Origin of the sequence: Rhizobium sophoriradicis (genome assembly GCF_003939025.1) — a bacterium.
In the GTDB taxonomy this organism is placed as follows: domain Bacteria; phylum Pseudomonadota; class Alphaproteobacteria; order Rhizobiales; family Rhizobiaceae; genus Rhizobium; species Rhizobium sophoriradicis.
The window spans coordinates 40,219-64,329 of sequence record NZ_RQIH01000024.1; the positions used below are offsets into that span (position 1 = coordinate 40,219).

At 61.2% G+C, this 24,111-nt stretch carries 25 protein-coding genes; 12 read left to right on the forward strand and 13 right to left on the reverse strand.

Annotated features, from left to right (window positions below):
• Together EFR00_RS29800 and EFR00_RS29805 are read left to right on the forward strand one after the other, a co-directional pair.
• Window positions 1–987 (forward strand): MDR/zinc-dependent alcohol dehydrogenase-like family protein, encoded by a 987-nt coding sequence (locus tag EFR00_RS29800; protein ID WP_040112865.1) that lies wholly within the window; start codon window positions 1–3, stop codon window positions 985–987.
• Window positions 987–2,021 (forward strand): Gfo/Idh/MocA family protein, encoded by a 1,035-nt coding sequence (locus EFR00_RS29805; RefSeq protein WP_077993480.1) that lies wholly within the window; start codon window positions 987–989, stop codon window positions 2,019–2,021. The genes EFR00_RS29800 and EFR00_RS29805 overlap by 1 nt, the downstream gene beginning before the upstream one ends.
• Here EFR00_RS29805 and EFR00_RS33195 read toward each other — a convergent pair.
• The gene (locus tag EFR00_RS33195; protein ID WP_010045800.1) at window positions 2,016–2,186 is read right to left on the reverse strand and encodes a hypothetical protein; all 171 of its coding nucleotides are present in this window, start codon (window positions 2,184–2,186) and stop codon (window positions 2,016–2,018) included. The genes EFR00_RS29805 and EFR00_RS33195 overlap by 6 nt on opposite strands.
• Window positions 2,187–2,376: 190 nt before the next feature.
• The gene (locus EFR00_RS29810; protein WP_040112863.1) at window positions 2,377–2,598 is read right to left on the reverse strand and encodes a hypothetical protein; all 222 of its coding nucleotides are present in this window, start codon (window positions 2,596–2,598) and stop codon (window positions 2,377–2,379) included.
• A 202-nt stretch (window positions 2,599–2,800) separates the two neighbouring features.
• Between EFR00_RS29810 and EFR00_RS29815 the strand changes: the two genes are divergently transcribed.
• Window positions 2,801–3,607, forward strand: a complete 807-nt coding sequence (locus EFR00_RS29815; RefSeq protein WP_040112862.1) for a nucleotidyltransferase family protein — start codon at window positions 2,801–2,803, stop codon at window positions 3,605–3,607.
• Window positions 3,608–3,617: 10 nt separating this feature from the next.
• Window positions 3,618–4,340, forward strand: coding sequence for a metallophosphoesterase family protein (locus EFR00_RS29820; RefSeq protein WP_040112861.1), 723 nt, complete (start codon window positions 3,618–3,620; stop codon window positions 4,338–4,340).
• A 23-nt stretch (window positions 4,341–4,363) separates the two neighbouring features.
• Here EFR00_RS29820 and EFR00_RS29825 read toward each other — a convergent pair whose 3' ends face one another.
• On the reverse strand, window positions 4,364–4,570 hold the full coding sequence (locus tag EFR00_RS29825) for a hypothetical protein (RefSeq protein ID WP_077993484.1): 207 nt from the start codon (window positions 4,568–4,570) through the stop codon (window positions 4,364–4,366).
• 203 nt (window positions 4,571–4,773) lie between these two features.
• Here EFR00_RS29825 and EFR00_RS29830 point away from each other — a divergent pair, with 203 nt between their 5' ends.
• Window positions 4,774–5,943, forward strand: a complete 1,170-nt coding sequence (locus tag EFR00_RS29830; RefSeq protein WP_077993491.1) for a zinc-dependent alcohol dehydrogenase — start codon at window positions 4,774–4,776, stop codon at window positions 5,941–5,943.
• Window positions 5,944–5,952: 9 nt separating this feature from the next.
• Window positions 5,953–6,753, forward strand: coding sequence for an SDR family NAD(P)-dependent oxidoreductase (locus EFR00_RS29835; protein ID WP_040142895.1), 801 nt, complete (start codon window positions 5,953–5,955; stop codon window positions 6,751–6,753).
• Window positions 6,754–6,801: 48 nt separating this feature from the next.
• Here EFR00_RS29835 and EFR00_RS29840 read toward each other — a convergent pair whose 3' ends face one another.
• The 3 genes from EFR00_RS29840 to EFR00_RS29850 all read right to left on the reverse strand — a co-directional run bounded on the left by EFR00_RS29840 (window position 6,802) and on the right by EFR00_RS29850 (window position 9,325).
• A complete protein-coding gene (locus EFR00_RS29840; protein ID WP_010043920.1) occupies window positions 6,802–7,065 on the reverse strand; it encodes a hypothetical protein in 264 nt (87 codons plus the stop codon).
• A gap of 44 nt (window positions 7,066–7,109) precedes the next feature.
• Window positions 7,110–7,355 (reverse strand): hypothetical protein, encoded by a 246-nt coding sequence (locus EFR00_RS29845; protein ID WP_040112857.1) that lies wholly within the window; start codon window positions 7,353–7,355, stop codon window positions 7,110–7,112.
• A 74-nt stretch (window positions 7,356–7,429) separates the two neighbouring features.
• A complete protein-coding gene (locus EFR00_RS29850) occupies window positions 7,430–9,325 on the reverse strand; it encodes an APC family permease (protein WP_040112856.1) in 1,896 nt (631 codons plus the stop codon).
• Window positions 9,326–9,600: 275 nt separating this feature from the next.
• Between EFR00_RS29850 and EFR00_RS29860 the strand changes: the two genes are divergently transcribed.
• The 3 genes from EFR00_RS29860 to EFR00_RS29870 all read left to right on the forward strand — a co-directional run bounded on the left by EFR00_RS29860 (window position 9,601) and on the right by EFR00_RS29870 (window position 12,550).
• Window positions 9,601–11,583: a protein-L-isoaspartate(D-aspartate) O-methyltransferase gene (locus tag EFR00_RS29860; RefSeq protein ID WP_077993494.1), complete on the forward strand. Its 1,983-nt coding sequence runs from the start codon at window positions 9,601–9,603 to the stop codon at window positions 11,581–11,583.
• Window positions 11,584–11,686: 103 nt separating this feature from the next.
• The gene (locus EFR00_RS29865; protein ID WP_077993496.1) at window positions 11,687–12,214 is read left to right on the forward strand and encodes a DUF4142 domain-containing protein; all 528 of its coding nucleotides are present in this window, start codon (window positions 11,687–11,689) and stop codon (window positions 12,212–12,214) included.
• Window positions 12,215–12,286: 72 nt separating this feature from the next.
• Window positions 12,287–12,550 (forward strand): hypothetical protein, encoded by a 264-nt coding sequence (locus EFR00_RS29870; RefSeq protein WP_077993497.1) that lies wholly within the window; start codon window positions 12,287–12,289, stop codon window positions 12,548–12,550.
• Between the two features lie 134 nt (window positions 12,551–12,684).
• On the opposite strand, the gene EFR00_RS29875 is transcribed toward EFR00_RS29870, so the two are convergent.
• The 7 genes from EFR00_RS29875 to EFR00_RS29905 form a co-directional block, all read right to left on the reverse strand.
• Window positions 12,685–13,449, reverse strand: a complete 765-nt coding sequence (locus EFR00_RS29875; protein ID WP_077993498.1) for a FadR/GntR family transcriptional regulator — start codon at window positions 13,447–13,449, stop codon at window positions 12,685–12,687.
• Between the two features lie 21 nt (window positions 13,450–13,470).
• On the reverse strand, window positions 13,471–14,535 hold the full coding sequence (locus tag EFR00_RS29880; protein WP_077993499.1) for a four-carbon acid sugar kinase family protein: 1,065 nt from the start codon (window positions 14,533–14,535) through the stop codon (window positions 13,471–13,473).
• On the reverse strand, window positions 14,532–15,524 hold the full coding sequence (locus tag EFR00_RS29885) for an ABC transporter ATP-binding protein (RefSeq protein WP_040112851.1): 993 nt from the start codon (window positions 15,522–15,524) through the stop codon (window positions 14,532–14,534). The genes EFR00_RS29880 and EFR00_RS29885 overlap by 4 nt, the downstream gene beginning before the upstream one ends.
• Complete coding sequence (locus EFR00_RS29890; RefSeq protein ID WP_077993500.1) at window positions 15,524–16,531, reverse strand: ABC transporter ATP-binding protein; 1,008 nt, start codon at window positions 16,529–16,531, stop codon at window positions 15,524–15,526. The genes EFR00_RS29885 and EFR00_RS29890 overlap by 1 nt, the downstream gene beginning before the upstream one ends.
• Entirely contained in the window at window positions 16,528–17,487 is a 960-nt protein-coding gene (locus EFR00_RS29895; RefSeq protein ID WP_040112849.1) for an ABC transporter permease, read from the reverse strand. The genes EFR00_RS29890 and EFR00_RS29895 overlap by 4 nt, the downstream gene beginning before the upstream one ends.
• Before the next feature lie 2 nt (window positions 17,488–17,489).
• Window positions 17,490–18,446, reverse strand: a complete 957-nt coding sequence (locus tag EFR00_RS29900; protein WP_040112848.1) for an ABC transporter permease — start codon at window positions 18,444–18,446, stop codon at window positions 17,490–17,492.
• A gap of 128 nt (window positions 18,447–18,574) precedes the next feature.
• Complete coding sequence (locus EFR00_RS29905) at window positions 18,575–20,212, reverse strand: ABC transporter substrate-binding protein (RefSeq protein ID WP_040112847.1); 1,638 nt, start codon at window positions 20,210–20,212, stop codon at window positions 18,575–18,577.
• 323 nt (window positions 20,213–20,535) lie between these two features.
• Between EFR00_RS29905 and EFR00_RS29910 the strand changes: the two genes are divergently transcribed.
• The 3 genes from EFR00_RS29910 (at window position 20,536) to EFR00_RS29920 (ending at window position 24,107) form a co-directional block, all read left to right on the forward strand.
• Window positions 20,536–21,441: a dihydrodipicolinate synthase family protein gene (locus EFR00_RS29910; protein WP_040112846.1), complete on the forward strand. Its 906-nt coding sequence runs from the start codon at window positions 20,536–20,538 to the stop codon at window positions 21,439–21,441.
• Window positions 21,442–21,452: 11 nt separating this feature from the next.
• Window positions 21,453–22,640, forward strand: coding sequence for a sialidase family protein (locus EFR00_RS29915; RefSeq protein ID WP_077993503.1), 1,188 nt, complete (start codon window positions 21,453–21,455; stop codon window positions 22,638–22,640).
• A gap of 333 nt (window positions 22,641–22,973) precedes the next feature.
• Complete coding sequence (locus EFR00_RS29920) at window positions 22,974–24,107, forward strand: iron-containing alcohol dehydrogenase (RefSeq protein WP_077993504.1); 1,134 nt, start codon at window positions 22,974–22,976, stop codon at window positions 24,105–24,107.
• Window positions 24,108–24,111: the final 4 nt, after the last annotated feature.

The window sequence follows — 24,111 nt, forward strand, 5'->3', positions numbered from 1 at the left end:
ATGAACATTGCGGCGAGGCCCGCGGGCGAGCTGATGCGGGCGGCGATCGTGACCGGTCCCGGTCATGTTTCGGTCGAGACTCGTGCCCTGCCGGAACCGGGGCCGGGCCAGGTCAGGGTGAGACTGGAAGGCTGCGGCGTCTGCGCTTCGAACCTCACGCCCTGGGCCGGGCCGGAGTGGATGACTTTTCCGACGGAGGCGGGCGGTCTCGGGCACGAGGGCTGGGGTGTCGTGGACGCCATAGGCGACGGCGTCACTGACCTGCAAAAGGGAGACCGGGTCGCGGCGCTATCCTACCATGCCTACGCCACGCACGACCTCGCGGATGCCTCGATGGTTGCCGTGCTGCCAAGGGAATTGGATGGTCAGCCGTTTCCGGGGGAGCCGCTCGGATGCGCCATGAACATCTTCGGCCGCAGCGGTATCAAAAGCGGCCAGACCGTCGCCATCATCGGCGTTGGTTTTATTGGCGCCCTCCTGACACGGCTCGCCGCGGCAGCGGGAGCAAGGGTGATCGCCATCTCTCGGCGGTCCTACTCGCTCGAGGTCGCAAAGCGGATGGGCGCTGCCGAGGTCATCCCGATGGACGATCACTGGCGCATCATCGAGGACGTCAGGACGCTGACGGACGGATGTTTCTGCGACTGCGTCATCGAAGCAGTAGGCAAACAATGGCCGCTCGACCTGGCGGCCGAGCTTGCCAAGGAGCGGGGCCGGCTTGTGATCGCCGGCTATCACCAGGACGGCCCTCGCCAGGTGAACATGCAGCTCTGGAACTGGCGCGGGCTCGATGTCATCAATGCTCACGAGCGTGATCCCGCCGTCTATATGAGGGGCATTCGCGAGGCGATAGAAGCGGTGCGCCAGGGCCGGATCGACCCCCAGCCGCTTTATACGCACATCTATCCCCTGGAGCGGCTGGACGAAGCACTGAATACCACACGCGACCGGCCTGACGGTTTCCTGAAAGCCTTGGTGCAATATTGATGGATAAGCTGGTTTCGGCACAGACGGCGACCGCCCTCAAACAGGTGAAGCTCGGTTTTCTCGGCGTCGGTTGGATCGGCCGGCAGCGCATGAAAGCGGTGCTCGACAGTGGCTTTGCAGAGGCCGTCGCCATTGCCGACCCGTCGACCGAGATGATGCGCGAGGCCTGTGCCCTTGCACCCGATGCCGTGATCGCCGCCGATCTGGAGGAGCTGCTCGATCAGCAGCTCGACGGCATAGTCATTGCCACGCCGAGCGCCAGCCATGCCGCGCAGTCCATCCGCGCGCTCGAGGCCGGGGTTGCCGTCTTTTGCCAGAAGCCGCTCGGGCGAACGGCATCGGAAGTCAGGGCTGTCGTCGATGCCTCCAGGGCGGCGAACAGATTGCTTGGGGTCGACCTTTCCTATCGCCATACGGAAGGCATGCGGCAGATCCGTGAGCTCATCCGCTCCGGTGCACTTGGAAAGGTATTCGCGGCGGACCTGACTTTCCATAACGCCTATGGTCCCGACAAGGCCTGGTTCTACGACAAGACACTGTCCGGCGGCGGCTGCCTTATCGATCTCGGGGTTCATCTGATCGACCTCGTCTTATGGTGTCTCGATTTCCCATCCGTCGCGACCGTCACGAGCGAGTTGAGAGCCGGCGGAAACCGCCTCGGGGAAAGCCGCACCGTCGAGGACTTTGCCGCGGCGACTCTCACACTCTCCGGCGGTCAAGTGGTGCGCGTGACTTCGTCGTGGCGACTTCAGGCCGGCTGCGACGCCGTGATCGGCGCCGATTTCTTCGGAACGGAAGGAGGCGCCTCATTCAGAAATGTCGACGGATCGTTCTATGACTTCACCGCTGCAAAGCTATCCGGCACGTCCCGCCAAAGCCTGGCCGAGCCGCCAGAGGAATGGGGCGGACGAGCCGCCGTCGATTGGATGAGGAGACTAGCCCGAGGTCAACGCCACGATCCTGCCGCTCAAGAGTTCGTCGCGGTCGCGGAGGTCATCGACCGCATCTACCAGCAGGCGGATACGATCTCATGAACCAGTAATAAGGCCGTAGAAGACGATCGTCGCATAGAGGATGAATGCGACCACGCCGACCGTGCCGACCAGGATGAGTGCAATTCTGCCAGCATTGAGCCTGGTGCGTTTGCCTGCCGAAGAAGATGATGGTCGCTGAACAGGATCTTTATCCCCGTCGCTCATCGTGCCTGCTCCGTAGCCGGCGTGGGTGATTTCTCATCGGGTTCACCCGGATGTGTCGTCAGCACGAAAGCCAGAGCAACCAGACAAGCGATGAGAAAGATAGTGATGACGAATATCATCATTCGCCATGGCGGCCTTTCATCGTCGAAGCCTGAGCCCGAGGCGGAAGGACCGACTTTCCTCACCTCGGTCACGGCGCGCCCCTTTGCGGAAGATCGATCTGTTCATCGAGCTCGTCCTTGAGATTGTCGAGCCGATCGCGCAACAGCGAAGCTTTCGTGCGTTTGATTTCCTCGTCCGTCAGCTCGACCATGCGGCCGCTGTCGTCGGGAATACCCGGGCCGCTTCCGGCAATGGTTTCGTTTCTCGGTCTGTCGTTCGCGCCGGTCGATATCTTCGCTCGTTTGTCCATGACATCCTCCAATCAGCATCCGGGGCCTTCTGGAGACGCGGCACGCGTCTCATGGTCCAAACGACACGGAGATAGCGAAGTTCCGGGCTAATCGGGCGGGCATGACAAACACCTCTCACGTCAAGGCCGCCGCCTTCAGCGACAGGCCGGAACATTGAACCGCTCCAGGTGTTGCTTTGCGTATCAAACACAGGAATCGACGATGACCGTGCGAACAGCCGGAAAGGGCAGAGACAATGATGTGCTGATCAAGGCAAAGGCGGTCCCGCAGCTCATCGATCCCGCCGCCGAGCCGTTCGTCACCGAAGTCGTTGAGGAGCTCGTCAAATCCCGCATTCCTTTTCTCGTCGCCGGCACCTACGCCGTCTGCGCCTACACCGGCATCTCCCGCCAGACGAAGGATTTCGACATATTTTGCAAGGCCGGCGACTATGCGCGCATCTTGGGCCACTTCAAATCGAAGGGCTATACGGTCGAAGTCGAAGACGAACGCTGGCTCGGGAAAGTGCTGAAGGGCCACCACTTCTTCGACGTCATCTTTGCTTCATCCAACGGAACCATGCCGGTCGGCGACGACTGGTTCGAGGATGCGCGAAAGGTCGAAATGTGCGGTCACACGGTTAGGATCGTCAGCCCGACCGAGCTGGTCTGGTCGAAATGCTTTGTCCAGCTGCGACATCGCTATGATGGTGCCGATGTCGCGCATGTCATCTTGAAGGCACATGATGCCATCGATTGGCGCAAGCTGCTCGCCTATCTCGAAGTCCATTGGGAGGTGCTTCTCATCCACATTCTGAACTTCCGATGGATTTACCCGACCGAGCGGGACAAGATTCCCCGGTGGCTGCTGGAGGAGCTTCTGGACCGGCTGAAGGCACAGCAGGAATTGCCACTGCCGCAAATGAAAATATGCCGCGGACGGATGTATTCCCGCGTCGATTTCGAGATCGACGTGAAGGAATGGGGTTTTGCCGATGTCGGTGGCGAAGGTGAACTCAGAGGCGATTAGGAGAAATGCGATGGATGATCAGCGAAAGAGCGTGAAGGTTGCGGCAGTGGCCGACCTGCATATGACTGAGGACGGCGCAAAATCCTACAAGGATCTGTTTGCCGAAATCTCACTGGTCGCCGATGTCCTGGTCATTGCCGGCGACCTGACCGATCTCGGCCGGCCGAAGGAGGCCGAATTGCTCGCCATCGATCTCAGACATTGCACGGTGCCGACGGTCGCCGTCCTCGGCAATCACGATCATGAAAGCGGTCAAGTCGAGGACGTCTGCAAAATTCTGACCGATGCCGGCGTGAAATTGCTGAACGGCCATGCAGCCGAGATCGCCGGTGTCGGTTTCGTTGGCGTCAAGGGTTTTGCCGGCGGCTTCGGGCGCCATATGCTCGGTTCCTTCGGCGAAACCGCCATCAAGGCGATGGTCGCCGAGAGCGTCGAGGAATCGATGCGGCTGGAAAACGCGATGCGGCAGGTGCGTTCCGATCGCTCCCTCGTCGTGCTGCACTATGCCCCGATCGCCGAAACCGTTGCAGGTGAGCCGTTGGAAATCTATCCCTTTCTGGGCTCCTCGCGGCTTGCGGAAACCATCGACCGGTTTCGCGTGAACGCCGTCGTGCACGGCCATGCCCATCGCGGATCCTATGAGGGCCGCACACCGGGCGGCGCCCCGGTCTACAATGTCGCGGCCCATGTCGAGAAACCGACCGGCAAAGCTTACGCCTTACTCGAGCTTTGACGGCGGTCAGCCGAGGGCGGCGGCTATTTGTTGGTCCTTCCGCGGCGGCGCGGGTCGACACCGCCCTGGGTCGTCGTATCGTTGGCGGCATCGCCGTCGACAGTATTTTCGGCCTGCATCGCCTCGTCCTCAGGTGGAGATACGATGCCGCGGGAGCGGCCGATACCTGGGTCGTTCGACAGGTCGAGGTCGCTTGGTTTGGTGGTCTTTGCGTGTTTGGGCGAAGTCATGATTTGCTCCTTCGTGATGGGAAGCTTTGTGGTTCGAGCCGGACGTTGCGGCGGATTTGCCGTGCTTGCATCCTCAGGACGAACTCGTACCGCGAGTCTCTGTTCCGAACTCCTCGGCGCTCCGATCGGGAGCCGCGAACAACGGGAACATTTCACAGAAGCTGAGGTTGGAGCGCCATCGACGAGCGCCGAGGAGAAAAAACGTGAGAGCTCTGACCTGGCACGGCAAGCATGATATCCGCTGCGAGAGCGTGCCCGATCCTAGGATTGAAGACGGCCGGGATGCCATCATCAAGGTCACTACCTGCGCGATCTGCGGGTCCGATCTGCATCTTTATGACGGTGTCATGCCGGAAATGCACAGCGGCGACGTCATGGGCCACGAGACCATGGGCGAGGTCGTGGAGGTCGGCAGAGACAACACCAAACTCAAGGTCGGCGATCGTGTCGTTGTCCCCTTCACAATTTCCTGCGGCGAATGTTTTTTCTGCAAACGCGGTTTTTATTCGGGCTGCGAGCGCTCCAATCCGGATCGTTCGAAAGTCACGAAGATGTGGGGCAATTCGCCGGCCGGGCTGTTCGGCTATTCGCATCTGCTCGGCGGTTATGCCGGCGGGCAGGCGGAATATCTGCGCGTGCCCTACGCCGATGTCGGTCCGATCAAGGTGCCGGACGGGCTCTCCGATGATCAGGTGCTTTTCCTGTCGGACATTTTCCCCACCGGCTACATGGCGGCGGACTTCTGCAATATCCAGCCCGGCGATACGATCGCGATCTGGGGCTGCGGCCCGGTCGGCCAGATGGCGATCCGCTCCGCCTTCCTGCTCGGCGCCGAAAGGGTAATCGCTATCGATGCGGTGCCCGAGCGGCTTGCGCTTGCACAAGCTGCCGGAGCGATCACACTCGATTTCATGGACAAGGATGTCTACGACCAGATCATGGATTTGACCGACGGGCGCGGCGCAGATGCCTGCATCGACGCGGTGGGAACCGAGGCCGAGGCAGCCGCCAGTTGGGATTCGCGCCTCGACCGCATCAAGGTCGCAATGTTCATGGGCACCGACCGGCCGCATGTGCTGCGTCAGGCGATCCATTGCTGCCGCAATTTCGGCACGGTCTCGATCGTCGGGGTCTATGGCGGCTTTCTCGACAAGATCCCGATGGGCTCGGCCATCAATCGCGGCCTGACCTTCAGGATGGCCCAGACACCGGTCCAGCATTACTTGCCGATACTGATGGAACGTATCGAGAAAGGAGACATCGATCCGTCCTTCGTCATTACCCATCGCGGCTCGCTGGAAGACGGGCCTTCCCTCTACAAAACGTTCCGCGACAAGCAGGACGGATGCATCAAGGTCGTCCTCAAACCCTGAAGGAGCATGATGGCTGATAATGAAGGAGGCAAGGGCCTCGCCGTCGTCACCGGCGCCTCCACTGGCATCGGCTACGAACTGGCGAAATGCGCGGCCCAGGATGGTTATGATCTCATCATCGCCGCCAACGAGGAGCGCATCAATCAGGCCGCAGCCCACCTCAAGGAGTTCGGCACCGCGGTGGAGGCCGTTGAGGCCGACCTGTCGACAACTCAAGGCGTAGATCGGCTTGTGGAACGGATCACCGCCAGCGGCCGGTCGGTGGACCTGTTGATGGCCAATGCGGGACGCGGGCTCGGCAAGGCCTTCCTCGACCAGGATTTCGCTGAGGCGCGCAAGGTCGTCGAAACCAACATTACCGGAACGATCCACTTGATCCATGCCGTCGGCAACCAGATGCGCAGCCGCGGCGAGGGACGTATCCTGCTGACAGGTTCGATCGCCGGCTTCATGCCGGGCTCTTACCAGGCCGTCTATAACGCTACCAAGGCTTTCATCAACAGCTTCTCTTTCGCCTTACGCGAGGAATTGAAGGATTGCGGCGTAACCGTCAGTTGCCTCATGCCCGGAGCAACGGAAACCGAGTTCTTCAAGCGGGCAGGTCTTTTGGATACGGCGATCGGCCAGTCGAAAAAGGATGACGCAGGCGAAGTCGCACGCATCGGCTATGACGCGATGATGGACGGCGAAGGCGATGTCGTCAGCGGCTGGAAGAACAAGCTCCAGGCCGCCGTTGCCAACGTCACGCCGGCGAGCGTGCTCGCCCACCAGCATTCGAAGATGGCGGAGCCGGGCTCTGGTCGCAAATAACAACGGCCCTCGGCAGGAACGCGGCGATCGATCGCCGCGTGAGGGCGTTCAGTCACGCTCGACGAATTTGTTGAAGCGGCTTGTCTTCCCGTCCTTGGTCTTATCCTGGTAGAGAAAGGCGAGCTTGTTTTCGTCGAAGATCTTGAAGAATTCGTCCCAGCCGATCTCGTCGAATTCCTCTTCCTTCTCTCCGAAATCGATGCGCAGGACGCCGCCTTTGCCGCCGGTTCGGATAGCAGCCGGCCTGCCTTCCCTGTCCTCCGCCCATTTGCGGATCTTCTTGTGGTCCGTCGTTGTCTCAGAGCTGCTCATCTATACCTCCGTCTATTCTTTTGCATTGCGCAAACCCGTCACAGTCACAGGAGCGGCTGTCTTTGCTTCCAGTCGCGATACGGTGCCAGCAGTCGGCCGGGATAGCGCCGTTCGATTTCGCTTTCGGTCAGAGCGATGCGGGACAGAACCTCCTCCATTGCGTCTTGGTCGGCTCTGTCGCTCGCTTTTTCCAGCTCATTCATGGTTTCGAACAACTCGTCATCCGTCATCGCTTCCAGGCGGTTGGCGAGATCTTCGACCGGTTCGCTCATCAGGGGATTGGTGGACATTGGCGCCTCTTGCTGATGGCTGTCCAACTTCGCTCTTCACACTAAGTTCCCCGGACGACACGAACGAAAGGTCCTCATGCTGGCGGCGGCTCTTCCCGATATAACCGCCAGGGAACCGTGGCCACAGTCAGCCGCGGCCCCCCAAGCTTGACGAGTTTTGTCCGTAGCCGCCCTGCCCTGTTCATGTGCAGAAGCTTCTGCCACCATCTATCTTTGACGGTTTCGGGAATGAGAACCGCGACACGCCTTTCCGGGCTGTCCGCATCCAGCTTTTCGACCAGCCGCAGAAGCGGTTGGTGCAATTGCCGATAGGGAGCAGGGATGAGCATGAGCCGCGGCGGTCTCAAACCCAATGCGGCGATCGGCTCTTCGACGTCGATGCGCCATTTCTCGCGGAGCGCCTTTTCGCCCTCCTCCCGATCAGGTCCGCCAAGACGGATGAAATGAACCGCAACGACATCAGGCGAGATGGTCAGGGCAAATTTAATGGCGCGTTCGCTCAGTCTGTTCCATGCTTCGGTTATAACTAGAACCGTCGGCGGCTCGATATCTTCGAGGGTGATCGGACCCGGCTTCCGCAGTTCGCGTTGAAGCGAGATATAGTAGCTCTTGATCATCTTCAAAACGGCTATGGCTACCGGAACAGCAACCAGGGTGATCCATGCACCCTCGGCAAATTTTGCGATCAGAATGATGACTAGCGCTGCCGCAGTCGAAACCGCGCCGACCGCATTTATCGCGAGCTTTGCTCCATACCGCCTGGACCGGCGGCGCCAATGCTGGGTCATACCGGCTTGAGAGATCGTGAACGTCAAAAAGGCCCCGATCGCGAAGAGGGGGATCAGATTGTCGGTAATCCCTCCGAAGGCGATAAGAAGTAGCGCGGCGAAGCCGGAGAGAAAGAGGATGCCGGCGGTAAACACCAGCCGGCGCCCCGGCTGAGCAAAGGCCTTAGGAAGATAACCATCGGCGGCGACCATCTGGCAGAGCCGGGGAAAGCCGACAAAACTAGTATTGGCCGAAAGGCAAAGGATGCTCAGAAGGCTTGCCATGGCGATATAATAGAAGGCGCCGTGGCCGGCAATGGCGGCAAGCAGCTGCGACAGCACGCTCTGGTAGCCTTCTCTCGTCTGATCCATTGCACCGATCTCAAAGGCGGTGGCGATCGTCGCGACACCGCCAAGCAGCAAACCGAGAACAACGACAATAATCGTAAGAGTGAAGTAGGCGTTGCGCATGACGGGTTGCCTGAACGAACCCATTCCGTTGGAAACAGCCTCAACGCCGGTCATAGCCGTGCAACCGCTGGCAAATGCATGCATGAGGAGCCAGAGTGTTGCGCCTTGTGCCGCCGGGCCGAGCGGCGGCGGCGCGACGACCGGTGCCTTCTCCCCCAGGCCTAGTCCGACCAGCCCATAGGCGATCGCACCCAAAAAGCAGATGATGAAGAGATAGGTCGGCAGTGCGAACAACCAGCCGGCCTCCCCCGTCCCGCGCAAGTTGGCCAGCATGACGACGAAGACGATCGCGAGGCAGAGCGGCACGATGTAGGGGTGAAGGCTCGGTATTGCCGAGACAAGCGCCCCGACCCCCGCAGAAACGCCAACCGCGACATTCAGCACGTAATCGATCATCAACGCCGCGGCGGCAAGCAAGCTCGGATATTCCCCGAGATTTTCCTTCGCCACCACATAGGCGCCGCCGTTCGTCGGATAGGCCGCAAGCGTCTGCCTGTAGGAGAAATAGAGGATCGCCAGCAGAGCGACGATGCAGCCCATCACCGGGCCGATATAGACCAGGCCGAGCGCACCGAGTGGAATGAGAACGGTGAGCGCTGCTTCTGGGCCGTAGGAGGACGATCCCAGGCCATCGAGTCCAATCGCGGGCACGGCTTCGACCCAACCGATTTTCTTGTCTTCGTGCTCGCGGTTGGCAAGACGCCGACCGAACATGAGGGTGCTGAGGTTCAATTTCTATTCCTTATCCAGGCTGAGCGATAACCAACAACGGGAGACCGCCACGGTTCCCGAGGCAAAGTCATTGAAAGATGCGACCGAGAGGCAGGACGGCCGGGCGCGATCCTCCGACGCGCGCAAATCAATGCCGCTCTGACGGCCGCGGCGATCCGGTTGCCGGCGGAGACCATGGCTGAAACGAGCCTAAGCCATAGCCAGACCAGCGGGCCCGGCTGCTTCGGAACAACCACCTGCTTTCGGCTGTTGTCTTCGAGAGTGGAGGTAATCCCATGGATATGACCCGCATCCGAGACCACATGGTAGAACATCACGTCGTGGGCCGCGGCATCCATGATCAAAACGTCACCAGGGCGATGCGCATGGTGCCGCGCGAAAAATTCGTCGATCCGGGCTTCGAGGAGTTCGCCTATGAGGATGCGCCCTTGGCGATCGGCGAGGGTCAGACAATCTCGCAGCCTTTCATCGTTGCCCTGATGATCGAAAAGGCCGATCTGGATGCGGGTGACAAGGTTCTCGAGGTCGGAACCGGTTCCGGATACGCCTCTGCCCTCATCAGCCGGATCGCGCGACACGTCTATTCCGTCGAGCGCCATGAACGGCTGGCGCTTCAGGCCAGAGAACGGTTTGAAAAGCTGGGCTATCGCAATATCGACGTCCGGGTGGGCGACGGCAGCAAAGGCTGGGCTAAAGCTGCTCCCTTCGATGCGATTATCGTTTCCGCTGGCGCACCCGAGGTGCCGGCCGCTCTGAAGGAGCAGCTGGATCTCGGCGGGCGGCTCATCATCCCGGTCGGCGGCGGCGAGGAACAGCGCCTGAAACGCATCACACGCACGGGGCCGGCCACCTTCGAGGAGGAAGATTTGGGCGGCGTGCTCTTCGTCCCGCTGATCGGCGAGGATGCCTGGACCGCGGCCCATCCAATGTACACGGCAACAGCCCTGTCGTCGCTCACGGAAGAAGTATCCAGCAAACTGATCTCGGCAGCGGCGGAAGAATTTTCATCGATCGAGGACAAGAGCTTTGCCACCCTTTTCGATCGATTTGCTGACAGCCGCATTGTTCTGCTTGGGGAATCCACCCACGGGACAGCCGAATTTTATCAGACGCGGGCTGCCATTAGCCGGCATCTGATCGCACATCATGGGTTCAATCTTATTGCAGTCGAAGCGGATTGGCCGGACGCTTCCGCAATAGACCACTGGATCAATGGCCAGAGACCGACAGACGGCGAGCCATTCAGCCGTTTTCCCCGGTGGATGTGGCGGAATCTGGAGTTTTCGCGGTTCATCGGCTGGATGAAGGAGGAAAACGAACGGGGCAAGGCATCGCACAAGGATCCGATGCGGTTCTATGGCCTCGATCTCTACAACATGTCAGGGTCGATCCGCTCCGTCCTTCACTATCTCGAAAATGTCAGTCCGGAGACAGCCAAGATCGCCAGGGAGCGCTACGGCTGCCTCAGCCCCTGGCAGAGCAATCCCGCCACCTATGGTCGGGCCGTGCTGACCGAAGCCTACAGATCATGCGAGGACGCAGTGCTAAAGCAATGCACCGAACTTCTGGCCCGATCGCTGAATGACGCGGCCTCGGACAATGATGACTTTCTGAACGCCGTCCAGTCCGCAAGATTGCTCGCCGCCGCCGAACGATATTATCGCGTCATGTATTACGGCGGTGCCGAAGCCTGGAACCTGCGCGACTCTTATATGGCAGACACGGTCGAGCACCTTCTCGACTTTCACGGACCAGCGGCAAAGATCATCATCTGGGCTCACAACTCACATATCGGCGACGCCCGCTACACAGACATGGCAACGGCTCGCGACGAACTCAGCCTCGGTCAGCTGTGCCGGCAGCGTTTCGCCGGGATGACAAGCCTGATCGGGCTGGGAACACATTGCGGCGAAGTGATCGCCGCCGACGATTGGGACGGGCGGGCGGAGAGGAAGCAACTCAACCCGTCGCTCCCGCAGAGCTACGAGCGCTTATGTCACGACGCCGCAAAGCCGCAATTTCTCCTCGACCTCAAGGCCGATGAGGAACTGCACGCAAGCCTGGTCGAACAGCGGCTTCAGCGCTTCATCGGGGTGATCTACAGGCCGGAATCCGAACGGCTGAGCCACTACATGTCGACATCCCTGTCGCGGCAATACGACGCCTTCATCTGGTTCGACGAAACGCACGCGCTGTCACCGCTTGTCGCTCAGCAGTCCGGGAAGGGCGATCAGGAAACCTTCCCTTACTGTTTCTAGGCCCGGCACCTCCATCGAAGCAGCCGAGATCAGTCTCACGTGCGAAGCCGGGAACTCTCGGCGCATCCGCAAGTTTAGCGGATCACCAACCCAGGAGATCAGTATGAAACGCTTTGCTATCGCTTCGCTCGCCCTTTCGCTTGCCGTTCCCGCTTTCGCGCAGTCGGCGGCTGAAAAGTCCGGCGTCAATTCCCTGATGGGCGTGCCGCCGAAAACGGAGGATTTCGTCAAGGAGGCGGCGGCAAGCGACATGTTCGAAATCGCCTCAAGCAAGCTCGCGGTCGAACGCGGCGATGAAGCGACAAAAGCCTTTGCGCAGCAAATGCTAACCGAGCACCAGAAAACCAGCGAGGAACTAAAGGCGCTGGTATCGGGCGGCAAGGTCAAAGCGACCCTTCCGGACGCAATGACCTCGGATCAGCAAAGCATGCTCGACAAGCTGAACGGCCTCAAGGGCGACGATTTCAACAAGCAATATCACGCGGATCAGGAAGCTGCCCACGAAGACGCGGTCGATCTCTTCAAGCGCTATGGCGACGAAGGCGATAATCCGGAACTGAAGGCGTGGGCGGCAAGCACGCGGCCTGCGCTGGAACACCATCTCCAGATGGCCGAAGAACTTAATAAATAGCGGGAAGACAAAAGGATCCAAGGCAACAGGAGCTGCCGGAGGCGCAGAAAACCCCAGCAACAGGCGGAAGATATGCACGAATATGTCAGGTATTCCGCAGGCGCCGTCCCGGCCGGCTCGCTGATCGTCAAGCTCTATCGATCGGGGAACCAGATCAGAGGATATGTCCGCAAGGTCGCAGATACGGATCAGGACGATACGATCTTTCCCGGCGAGGAAATGGAACCTGAGGCAGCGTTCAAGCTGGCGGAAAACCATCGCGGCAACGCCCCCATCTTCGTCGATCTTGTCGAAGACGTTGCGTGGGATCCGTCCTGGGGCCGCCTCAGGCAATAGCGTACCGAGCGATCATCATGCCGCCGGCTTGCCAGAAGCTCTGGACCACCTACGGCGACGATAACCCTGCGTCCGCGCGCAGGCTATTACCTACGCCACGCATTGTTCGGGGCAGATCCGCTCCCCCCCGCCGCTCAGAAGGACAAATCGAGCACCCTGCCCTCGAACAGACGGTCCCTTGAGCCTTCAAGATGCGTCTTCATCAGCCGCTGCGCGTCATCGGCCCGGCCGTCGGCGATCGCTTTGTAGATGGCGTTATGCTCTTCATAGACCTGTTCGAGCCCCTGACGAGGGCCGAGCAAAGAGAGGCCGTGCAGATGCATGCCGACGGCGATATGGGCTTTCAGCGCATCGATCGAGGCGGTGTAATAATGGTTGTTGGCAGCCTCCGTCACCGCGCGATGGAAGATGAAATCGGCGTCGGTGCGGTGAAGTTGATGGCTGGTCGCCTCGCGCAAATCTGCAAGCGCATTGGCGATCTTCTGGATCGCCTGCTCATTGCGGCGCTTGGCGGCGAAATAGGCGGCGGCCGGCTCGATGGTCAGGCGGAATTCGTAGCAGCGCTGAATATCGGCAATGGTCTTAACAGGCGAATAGGCAAGCTGGGCCGTCGGCGATCCATGCGCACTGACGAAGGTGCCTGCCCCCTGGCGGGCATAGACAATGCCCTGGTCGCGCAGGCGCGCCAGCGCATCGCGGACGATCGGTCGGGAAACACCGAGCATCGAGGCAAGTTCGTGTTCGCCGGGAAGGCGGGAATCCGGCGGATAGTTTCCGCCGCGGATCCGCTCGAGCAGCTGGTCGAAGACGCGATCGACCAGCTTGACGGCCTTGCCGCGTTCGGGCTTGCCCGGCGGGCCGGCTTCCGCGTTCAAAGATTCGCCATTTGCTTCAGTCACGTCATTCTCCCCGACGGTATCTTATGCCGCCTGATTCCGAAGAACCAGCTTTAACAAACTATCCGGCTTACCGAAGCCCCCCGACTTGACGGCACACCGAAAAGGCCGCCCGCCGGCGGCCGTCACATCGAACCACGGAATACCCGCCTCGATTTCGCCCTTCGGCTTGAGCACCTTCACCTCAAGCGCATGGAGGATTGCCAGCGCCGTATCGCCGCCGCCGACCATCAGCATATCGGGCCGCGTATCGTCGATCACCCTTTTGACACCTGCCGCAAAGTCACCGGCAACGAGCGCCGCATCGGCCGCCATGTCGCCGGTACAGCGCAGCAGCACCGGCAGCGCCAGGCCCTCGCCGTATTCGATCAGCCCCATCGGCGCGTCCACCACCATACGTAAGGCGCCGGAGGCTTCGAGCCGGTTCATCTGGGCTAACGTGATCGGATCGCGCGAACCGAAGGCAAACAGCGTGCGCGGGGTCGGCGTAAATTCCGTCACCGGCCGCCGCCCGGCTTCACCGAGCCGCCGGGCGAAGGCCGCACCGAGGCCGCGCGCACCGACGCCGAGCGTCGTCAGCCAGACATGACCCGCGACGATCTGATCGAGATCGGCATCGTCCGCGGCGTCGGCAACGATGACATTGTCCGAGCGGCTCTCGAACAGATCGGCGATCGGCAGCGGCTTGTTGACGCCGCGGCCGACGACACAGCCACGGTAGGTCAGGCGCTCCTGGTCGGGAATGGCGGGCGCTACGAGGATATCCTTCAGGCCGAGCGCATCCGCAAGCACCAGGCTTTCCGCCGCGACATTTCCCTTCAGCCGGGAGTCGATTTTCTTCATGACGATGGCAGGCTTCACGTCGCGAAACACCTTCGCCGCCGATCGGACCTTTTCGGCGGCATCGCGCTCGCCAAGTGCGCGCGAGGCGGTATTGACGACGACGACATCGCAGCCGGTGGCGATCGCCTCCTGCGCCGCTCCGACATCGACGGCGACTGCGACCGAGAGGCCGGCCGCAACGAAGGGGGTGCCGGTATCGAGCGCCCCCGTCAGATCGTCGGCGATGATCGCGGCCTTCAGCGTCATGTGATCTCACCCGTATTGACGGCGTGGCAGGCGACGAGATGGCCGGGCTTGGCTTCCTTCCAGACAGGAATGACCTTGCTGCAGACATCCATCGCGATCGGGCAGCGCGTGTGGAAACGGCAGCCGGAAGGCGGGTTCAGCGGGCTCGGCACGTCGCCCTGCAGGATCTGGCGCTGACGGGTGCGCTCATGCTCCGGATCGGTCTCCGGAACGGCCGACAACAGCGCCTTCGTATAGGGATGCAGCGGGTTGTCGAAAAGTTCCTCGCGCATCGCGAGTTCGGCGAGCCGCCCGAGATACATGACGCCGACGCGGGTGCTGATATGGCGCACCACCGCGAGGTCATGGGCGATGAAGAGATAGGTCAGACCGTATTTCTCCTGCAGATCGAGCAGCAGGTTGATGATCTGTGCCTGGATCGACACGTCGAGAGCCGAGATCGCCTCGTCGCAGACGATGAATTTCGGCTGGCAGGCGAGCGCCCGGGCGATGACGACGCGCTGGCGCTGGCCGCCGGATAGCTCGTGCGGGTAACGCTGGGTAAATCGCGTGGGCAGGCCGACATCGGTCAGCAGCATCGCCACCTTTTCCTTGAGCTCGGCCTTGGTGCACAGCTTGTGAAAGAGGATCGGCTCGCCGATCGCCTCGCCCACCGTCATGCGCGGATTGAGCGTCGAATAGGGGTCCTGGAAGACGATCTGCAGGTCGCGGCGGAACGGCCGCATCTGCTTTTCATCAAGCTTGGCGAGATCCTGGCCCTTGTAGACCACCTTGCCGCTGGTCGCCTTGTAGAGGTTGAGGATGGTGAAGCCGGTCGTCGATTTGCCGCAGCCGGATTCGCCGACGAGGCTCAGCGTTTCGCCTTCCATGATGTCGAGATCGACATTGTCGAGCGCATAGACGGTTGCCGAGCGTTCGCCGAAGGCGCCGAGCTTGACGTGGAAATGTTTGACCAGATTTTCAACCTTGAGCAGCGGTTGCGCAGCCATCACGCGGCCTCCTGCATTCTCTGGACGACGAAACAGGCGGCGCGATGATTGCTGCTGCCGCTCAAGGGTTCGAGTCGCGGCACCTTCTCGTGACAGACCGCCTCTACGAGCGGGCAGCGCGGCGCAAAGGGGCATCCCTTCGGCCGGCGGCCGGGCTCCGGCGGCGTGCCGCCGATCGAGCTCAGCCGGCTTGCCGGCGGATCTGACAGTTTCGGGATCGAGGAGAGCAGGCCGCGCGTATAGGGATGGCTCGGCCGCGCATAGAGCTCGTCGACCGGGGCGTCCTCGACGACCGTGCCGGCGTAAAGCACCGCGACGCGATCGACGAGGCCGGCGATCAATGCCAGATCGTGGGTGATCCAGACGACGGACATGCCGAGCTTGGCGCGCAGATCCTTCACCAGATCGACGATCTGGGCCTGGATGGTGACGTCGAGCGCCGTCGTCGGCTCATCGGCGATCAGAAGCTTGGGATTGCAGGCAAGGCCGATCGCGATCATCACGCGCTGACGCATGCCGCCGGAAAGCTCGTGCGGAAAGGCCTGCAGCCGCTCTTCCGGGCCGGGAATACCGACGAGGCGCAGAAGCTCGACGGCACGGACGCGGGCCTCCGACTTTTTCATTCTGCGGTGATAGATCAGCGGCTCGCAGATCTGGTCGCCGACCCGCATGACCGGATTGAGCGAGGTCATCGGATCCTGGAAGACGAAGCCGATATCGCCGCCGCGCACCTTGCGCAGCTCGGCATTCGACATCGTCTGCAGGTCGCGGCCGGCGAAGGTGGCTGTGCCCTTGGCGACCTTGATCTTGTTCGGCAGAAGCCGCATCAGGCTCAGCATGGTGAGGCTCTTGCCGCAGCCGGATTCACCGACGACGCCCAAGGTTTCGCCTTTGTCGACATGGAGATCGATGCCGTCGACGACGATGGCCGGGCCGTTGCGGCCATCGATCTCGACGGTAAGCGCCCTGACATCGAGCAGGCGTTCTCTGTTTTGAGTGTCCATCATTTGCTGCCCCGCGGGTTGAGCGCGTCGTTGAGGCCATCGCCGAGGAAGCTGAAGGCAACTGAGGCAAGGCCGAGCACGGCCGCCGGAGCGGCGAGAAGATGCGGATAATGCTGCCAGACGCGAAGGCCGTCCGAGATCATGTTGCCCCAGCTCGGCGTCGGCGGATTGACCCCGACGCCGAGGAAGCTGAAGGCGCTTTCCAGCACCATCGCCGTGCCGAGGCCGGCGCTGACCGAGACGATCAGCGGCCCGAGCGCATTCGGCACCACATAACGCTTGATGATGACCCAGTTCGAAAGCCCGAGCGCCTGGGCAGCGGTGATATAGGGCCGGCTGCGGATCGACAGCACCTGGGCGCGCACCAGGCGCGCGTAAGGCGGCCAGGAGATCAGCGCCATCGACCCGAAGACGAGAATGAAATCCACCCAGATCGTCTGGCGGTAGAAGGGATTGAGGGTCTCGAGGTAGCGCGCCTCCATCCAGCGGGTGATCGGCGACTTTAGCGAGGCGTTGATGACGACGACGAGCAGCAGGTTGGGCACCGACATCGTCACGTCGGTCAGCCACATGATGGCACGGTCGAAGGGATTGCCGAAGAAGCCGGCGACGGCGCCGAGCGTCAGGCCGATCAGCACCGCGAAGAAGGTGACGATGACGGCAACGAGGAAAGCGGTCCGCGTGCCGAAGACCACGCGGCTGAAGACGTCGCGGCCGAGGTCGTCGGTTCCGAAGAGGTGGCTAATCGACGGCAGCGCATTGCGGGCGTTGAGATCCTGGCTGAGATAATCATAGGGCGTGAGATACGGCCCGAAGATCGCGGTGAATGCGAGGAGCAGCACGACAACGAGGCCGAATACCGCAAGCTTGTTGCGCTTCAGCCGATGCCAGGCGTCGCGCCAGAGGCTGACCGGCGGTTCCTCGATCGTTTCAGGGGTGGAAAGAGGGATTGCGGACACGGTCAGCGGCTCCTTCTTGAATCATTGGCGCGGGGGTCGAGCAGCGGATAGAGCACATCCACCAGCAGGTTCGAGACCATCACCAGGAACGATCCGATCAGAGTGATCGCCAGGATGACCGGGTAGTCGGAATTGATCAGCGCCTGCACCGTCAACCGGCCGAGGCCCGGCAGACCGAAGACGAGTTCGACGAAGATCGCGCCGTTGACGATGGTAATCATGATCAGACCGAGTTGCGTCACGACAGGTGTCAGCACCGGCCGCAGGATATGGCGCAGCGCCACGATGATCTCGGGCACGCCCTTGGCGCGGGCGGTGCGGACGAAATCCTCCGACAGCACCTCGATGACGGCGGCACGGGTCTGGCGCACGATCAAAGCGATCGGCTGGAACGACAGCACCAGCAGCGGCAGCAGGATGCGGATATCGAAGATGCCGCCCCAGCCATAGGGCACGCTGGCGCCCGGCAGCAGCACGATGAGGCCGACCATCAGCAATGGACCTGCGACATAGGCGGGGATCGCCCAGAGGAAGAGCGCCGAACCCAGAATGGCATAATCCAGGCGCGAATTCTGATTCAGCGCGGCGACCATGCCGAGCGGGATTGCGACGAGGGCCGTCAGAATGATGGAACAGAGGGCAAGCTGGAAGGACACGGGTGCCGCGGCCGAGACCATCGCCCAGACGGCGCGGCCCGAGGTCAGCGAATTGCCGAACTGGCCGTGCAGCAGGTTCCAGATGTAAAGGCCGAACTGCTCGATGAAGGGCCTGTTGAGGCCGGCACTTTCACGGATGGCTTCGATGCGCTGCGGATTATAGGCGACGTCACCAGGCGCGCGCAGGAAGATCAGCTTGATCGGATCGCCGGCGCCGTAGAAGGCCAGCGCGTAAACGGCGAGCATCACCACCAGAACGGACGGAATCCAGATGGCAAACCGGGTTAGCACGTAGCGCAGCAAGGCCACCTCCCACCTGTTGTTCGATGCGGTCCGTCCTAAAGCCAGGCAGATCGCATCTCTTCGTCTTGAAACTTGCGCGAAGGCCTTGCAGCCTTCGCGCGCTTATTGCCAGGAACGATCATTCCCAATCAGCCGATGGAGATGTTCCAAGGTTCGGCGATCTGCCAGTCGAGGTTCTTCTCGAGTCCCTTGACCTCCTTGGTGGCCCAGCGCGACATCGCCTGAGAATACCATGGAATGAAGGCCCAATCCTCGCGGAATGCCTTCTGGGCTTCCTGGGCGAGAGCAACGCGCTGCGGATCATCCGCAGCCTTGGTCGCCGCTTCGGCAAGGGCGCCGTCGACCTTGTCGTTCTTGTATCCGCCGAGCTTGTTCTGCGCGTTCGACGAGGTCGAGGCGATGCTGCCCGTGAGATAGGAAACGGCATCGGGAACACGGGTGCCGACGTCGTCGCGGAAGATCTGGACCGAGTTCTGATCCGGACCGGCATAGGAGTCCTGCTGCGGCTTCATGTCGACGGCAGTGATGCCTAGGTTCTGACGCCACTGCTCGGCAATGAACTGGGCGGCGGCCTGAATGGCCGGCGCCGAAATGCCGACGAACAGGATCTTCGGCAGGCGCTCGGGCCCGCCATAGCTCGATTCGGCAAGCAGCTTCTTTGCGGCTGCCGGATCATAGGGAAAGGCCTCGAAGCCGGAATTGTCGGCGCCGGGAACCGAGTTGAGGATCTGGTCGGCCTTCTTGTGCGGCCCATCCGGATAGGACGCCTTGAACAGGCCGTCGCGGTCGACCGCCATGATCAGTGCCTGGCGGACCTTCGGATCGTCCATCGGCGCGCGGGAAATGTTGAACCAGAAGTGCTGGCTGGTCGGGATCAGCGGGCCGGCCGAGAATTCCGCGCCGAGATCCTGGATGATCGTCGAGGTGACGAGCTCGGTATGGGCGTTGAACTCGCCCGACTTGATCAGCGACGTGGCGGTGACATTGTCCTCGATCGAGGTGATGTCGATGCGGGCAAGCTTCGGCTTCTGCCCAAAGAAGTTCTCATTCGGCTCGAAGGTGATCTTGCCGGCATCGATATCGATGGCCGTCAGCTTGAAGGGGCCGGAGAAGACCGGCTTGTTCTCCGGCTTGTACCAGTCGATGATCTCCTCGCCGTCGCTGCCGCGCGACTGCGACGCCTTGGTGATCGGGGCGATGTGGTTGGCGAGCCGCATGAAGAAGATCGGATCGGCAGCAGCCAGCGTCACCACGACCGTGCCCTCGTCGGGTGTCGCGACACCGGTCAGCTCGTTGCCGGAGCCGGCGGCGATTTCCGCATAACCCTTGACCTTGCTCAGCACCTGGTCGGCGCGCTGGCTCTTGGTGTTCGGCATTGAGGCGACTTCCCACGATCCCTTGACGTCGGCCGAGGTGATCTTGCTGCCGTCGGAGAATACGGCCTTGGGGTCGATCTTGAAGGTCCAGACTGTGTTGTCGGCCGATTCCCAGCTGGTGAAGACGTAGGGCTTGATATTGCCCTGACTGTCGAAATACATCGGCGAAGCCCACCAGATCGAGTTCCAGCGGAACGTTCTGCCACCGCCGCGCAGCGGCGACCAATCCTGGTCGAATGCCGGATGGGCGACTTTTAGTACCTGGCCTTCATCGGCCAGCACGATGCGGGCATTCATCCCGAACACCGTCAGCCCGACGCCGGCGGCAAGGCCGAGCTTCAGCGCGTTGCGGCGCGATAAATTGGTTTTATCCGATTGATCAAAAGACATGTCATTCCTCCCAGGTGAAATCGGCAGCGCTCTCCCGGCGCTGCCAGGCGCAGCACAATCCGTCGTCTATCGTTCTCTCGTTATTGTAAATATGTCAACAAAAATCCGCGATTTTCATTCGAACAAAATTTATCTTTCAAAAAATATGAAGAATTACAATCAGATAAATTTTCGCTTTCAGATTAATCCCTTTTGTCTTCTTGACAAAAGCGCCACAATGGAAAAGTTCTTAGCACTCCATCGCAGGCAGATGCATGACAATCGGGCGCAGTCGCGCGGTTCGGACACGGATCGGCAAGCCAGGGCGCACCGAAGGAGGAGAAATGAGCCATCACAGGATCACCGGCGTCTTCAGCGCGGCCGCAACGCCGCTGACGGCTGACAACACGCCGGATTTCGCGCTTTTCACCGACCATTGCCGGCAGCTGCTGGCCGAGGGATGTCATGGCGTGGCCCTGCTCGGCACGACCGGTGAGGCCAATTCCTTCTCCGGCAATGAGCGGCGCGCCATTCTGGAAGCGGCTGTGAAGGCCGGCATTCCGGCCGATAGGCTTTTGCCGGGCACCGGCGTCGTCGCCATTCCGGAGACCGTGGAACTGACACGGCACGCGCTGTCGCTCGGCGTCACCAAAGTGGTGATGCTGCCACCCTTTTATTATAAGGGCGTCTCCGACGACGGCCTCTTCGCTGCCTATTCGCAAGTGCTGGAAAAGGTCGCGGATACGCGTCTGCGGGTCATTCTCTATCACATCCCGCAGGTTTCGGGCATTCCGCTGTCCATTCCACTGATCGGCCGGCTGATTGCGGCATTCCCGGAAACCGTCGTCGGCATTAAGGAATCGGCGGGCGATTTCAACAACATGCAGGCAATTATCGCCGCTTATCCCGGATTTTCTGTCCTGGCCGGCGCCGATCCGCTGCTGCTACCGCTGATGAAGGCCGGCGGCGCCGGCTGCATCACGGCCACTTCCAATCTGGTGGCGGATTCGCTCCGCACCGTTTACGACCATGTCCATGACGAGGCGCGCGCCGCCGATGTCGAGGCGGCGCAGGCGCGCATCAACGCCTATCGCACGCTTTCCAACTCCTACGTCCAGATCCCGACCATCAAGGCAATGGTCGGGCTGAAGACGGGCAATCCCGCCTGGAAGCGCACGCGCGCGCCGCTGATGCCGCTGAGCGAGGCGGATTATGCCGCACTCGCCAATAGCTACGCCAAATTGTCCTGAGGAGATCCGCCATGCGTTTTACCGGCCTGCCTTCGGAAGCCGTCCCTGCTCTGATGACCGGGGCCGTCACCCCTCACCCCTCTGTCGCAGGCCGCGCCGACGCCTACCTGCCCTCCCCCTGCATCCAGAACCATGCGGCTAATCTTGCCTTTCTCCCCGACGGCACGCTAACCTGCGTCTGGTTCGGCGGCACGATGGAGGGCATGGGAGACATTTCGATTTACATGTCGCGGCTGGCGCCGGGCTCCGATCGCTGGTCGGATCCGGAAAAGATGAGCGACGATCCGGAGAAATCCGAGCAGAACCCCTTGATATTCAACGCCCCTGACGGAAAGATTTGGCTGCTCTACACATCGCAGACGTCAGGCAACCAGGATGGCTCGATTGTCAAATTCCGGACATCGAATGACGGCGGCAAAACATTCGGCCCGGTTCAAATCCTCTGCGACAGCCCCGGTACCTTCGTCCGCCAGCCGATTGTCGTCAACGACCGCGGCGACTGGCTGCTGCCGATCTTCCGCTGCGTCGGCCTTGAGGGTCGACGCTGGAGTGGCGATGCCGATACGGCAGCGGTGCTGATCTCGCGTGATCGCGGCGCGAACTGGCAAATGGTCGATATTTGGGACAGTCTCGGCGCCGTGCACATGAACATCCTGCCGCTTGGCGGCAGCGAGATGGTCGCCTTCTACCGCAATCGTTTCGCCGAAACCATACTTTCCAGCCGATCGGCGGACGGCGGCGAAAGCTGGAGCCCGCCCGAGCCGACCGAACTGCCGAACAACAACTCCTCAATCCAGGCCACCGTTCTGGATGATGGAGGGATTGCAATGGTTTACAACCATTCGAATGCGACGATGTCGGATGCGCGGCGCCAGTCTCTCTACGACGAAATCGAGGGTGACGTGGCTGGAGAGAGCGCTGCTATCGTTGCCGATGCCGGCCGCAAGGCGGTCTGGGGTGTTCCGCGCGCGCCCCTTAGCTTGGCTATCTCGAGGGATGGCGGCAGGACCTTTCCGCAGCGCATGGATCTCGATACCGGCGACGGCTTCTGCCTCAGCAACAATTCGAAGGATTCGCTGAACCGCGAATTCTCCTACCCCTCGGTCATCCAGGGCAGCGATGGCACGCTCCATGTCGCCTACACCTATTACCGGCGCGCCATCAAATATGTGCGGCTCGCCCCGCAAGCGCTGCCGTAAGCAAGCTGCCGGCCTAGAATTGTAAAATCGGCTTTGCGATCCTTGCGTGAGAGTATGCGGGACATCAGGAAATTGGCCGGCTCGCGCCGGGATTTGACAACAGTTTTGGCTCTCCGCCACCGGCGTGATAGCGGCTAACCTTTCAATTGACGCTTCATTCATGCTTTCAATAAGTATCTGTTTTCACGTAAATATTTTCAAGGTTCGATCGGTTGGACCGGCCATGCCGGTGATAAAATCTCCCCGAGCCAGGAATGCCTGCTTGACATTGATCTTACAACTTTACAATAAATGGGGTGACATTACCGCCGCAAGATCCTGCAGGAGGACTTCATGGCCAGCTTGGATTCGCCAATCACCATCGTTCGGCCGCATCTGATCGAATTCGGCATCGGCACGGCGGCAAAGCTCGGCAAATGGGCTGCCGAAAAGGGTTTCAGGCGCACGCTCGTCATCTCCGACGCTTTCAATGCCGCGCGCATCGACCTGCTGGAATTGAAGGGCGAGGTGACGGTCTTTGCCGACGTGACGCCGGAGCCGGATACGGCCAACCTCGAAAAAGTCCTGGCGGCGGCCAACGGCGCTGACGCCGAGCTGATCGTCGGCTTCGGCGGCGGCAGCGCCATGGATCTGGCTAAACTCGCCGCCGTTCTTGCCGGCTCGGCGCAGACGCTGCATGAGGTCGTCGGCCCGAACAAGGTGCATGGACCGCGCAAGGCAGCGCTCGCCCAGGTGCCGACGACATCGGGCACCGGCAGCGAGGCTGGCATCCGCGCGCTCGTCACCGACCCCAGGACGATGGCCAAGCTCGCAGTCGAAAGCCTGCATATGCTGGCCGACATCGCCGTCATCGATCCGGCGCTCACCTTCACCGTGCCGGCCCGAACCACAGCCGCCACCGGTGTCGACGCGATGGCCCACTGCGTCGAGGCCTTCACCAACCGCAAGGCTCATCCGATGGTCGATATCTATGCAATCGAGGGAACGCGGCTGGTCGGCAAATATCTCGCCCGCGCCGTCAGAGACGGAAAAGACGCCGAAGCGCGCGCCGGCCTGTCGCTCGCCTCGCTTTACGGCGGTTTCTGCCTCGGCCCGGTCAACACCGCCGGCGGTCATGCGCTTGCCTATCCCCTCGGCACCCGCTGGCATGTGGCGCATGGCGCTGCCAACGCGCTGATCTTTCCGCATGTTCTCGCCTTCAACACGCCGTCTGCACCGGGGAAGACGAAAGCGGTGATGGAGGCGCTTGGGCGTCAAACCTCGGACAACACGACATCCGTCTTCGATGCGGCCTATGCTTTCTGCGCCGAACTCGGCATCGAGATGAAACTGTCAGGCCTTGGCGTGCCGGAAAGCGATCTCGACGCCATGGCCGACGACGCCTTTGCCATCCGCCGTCTGCTCGATAACAATCCGCGCGATCTCACCCGCGCCGACATTCGCTCGATTTATGCGGCCGCTTTCTAGGCGA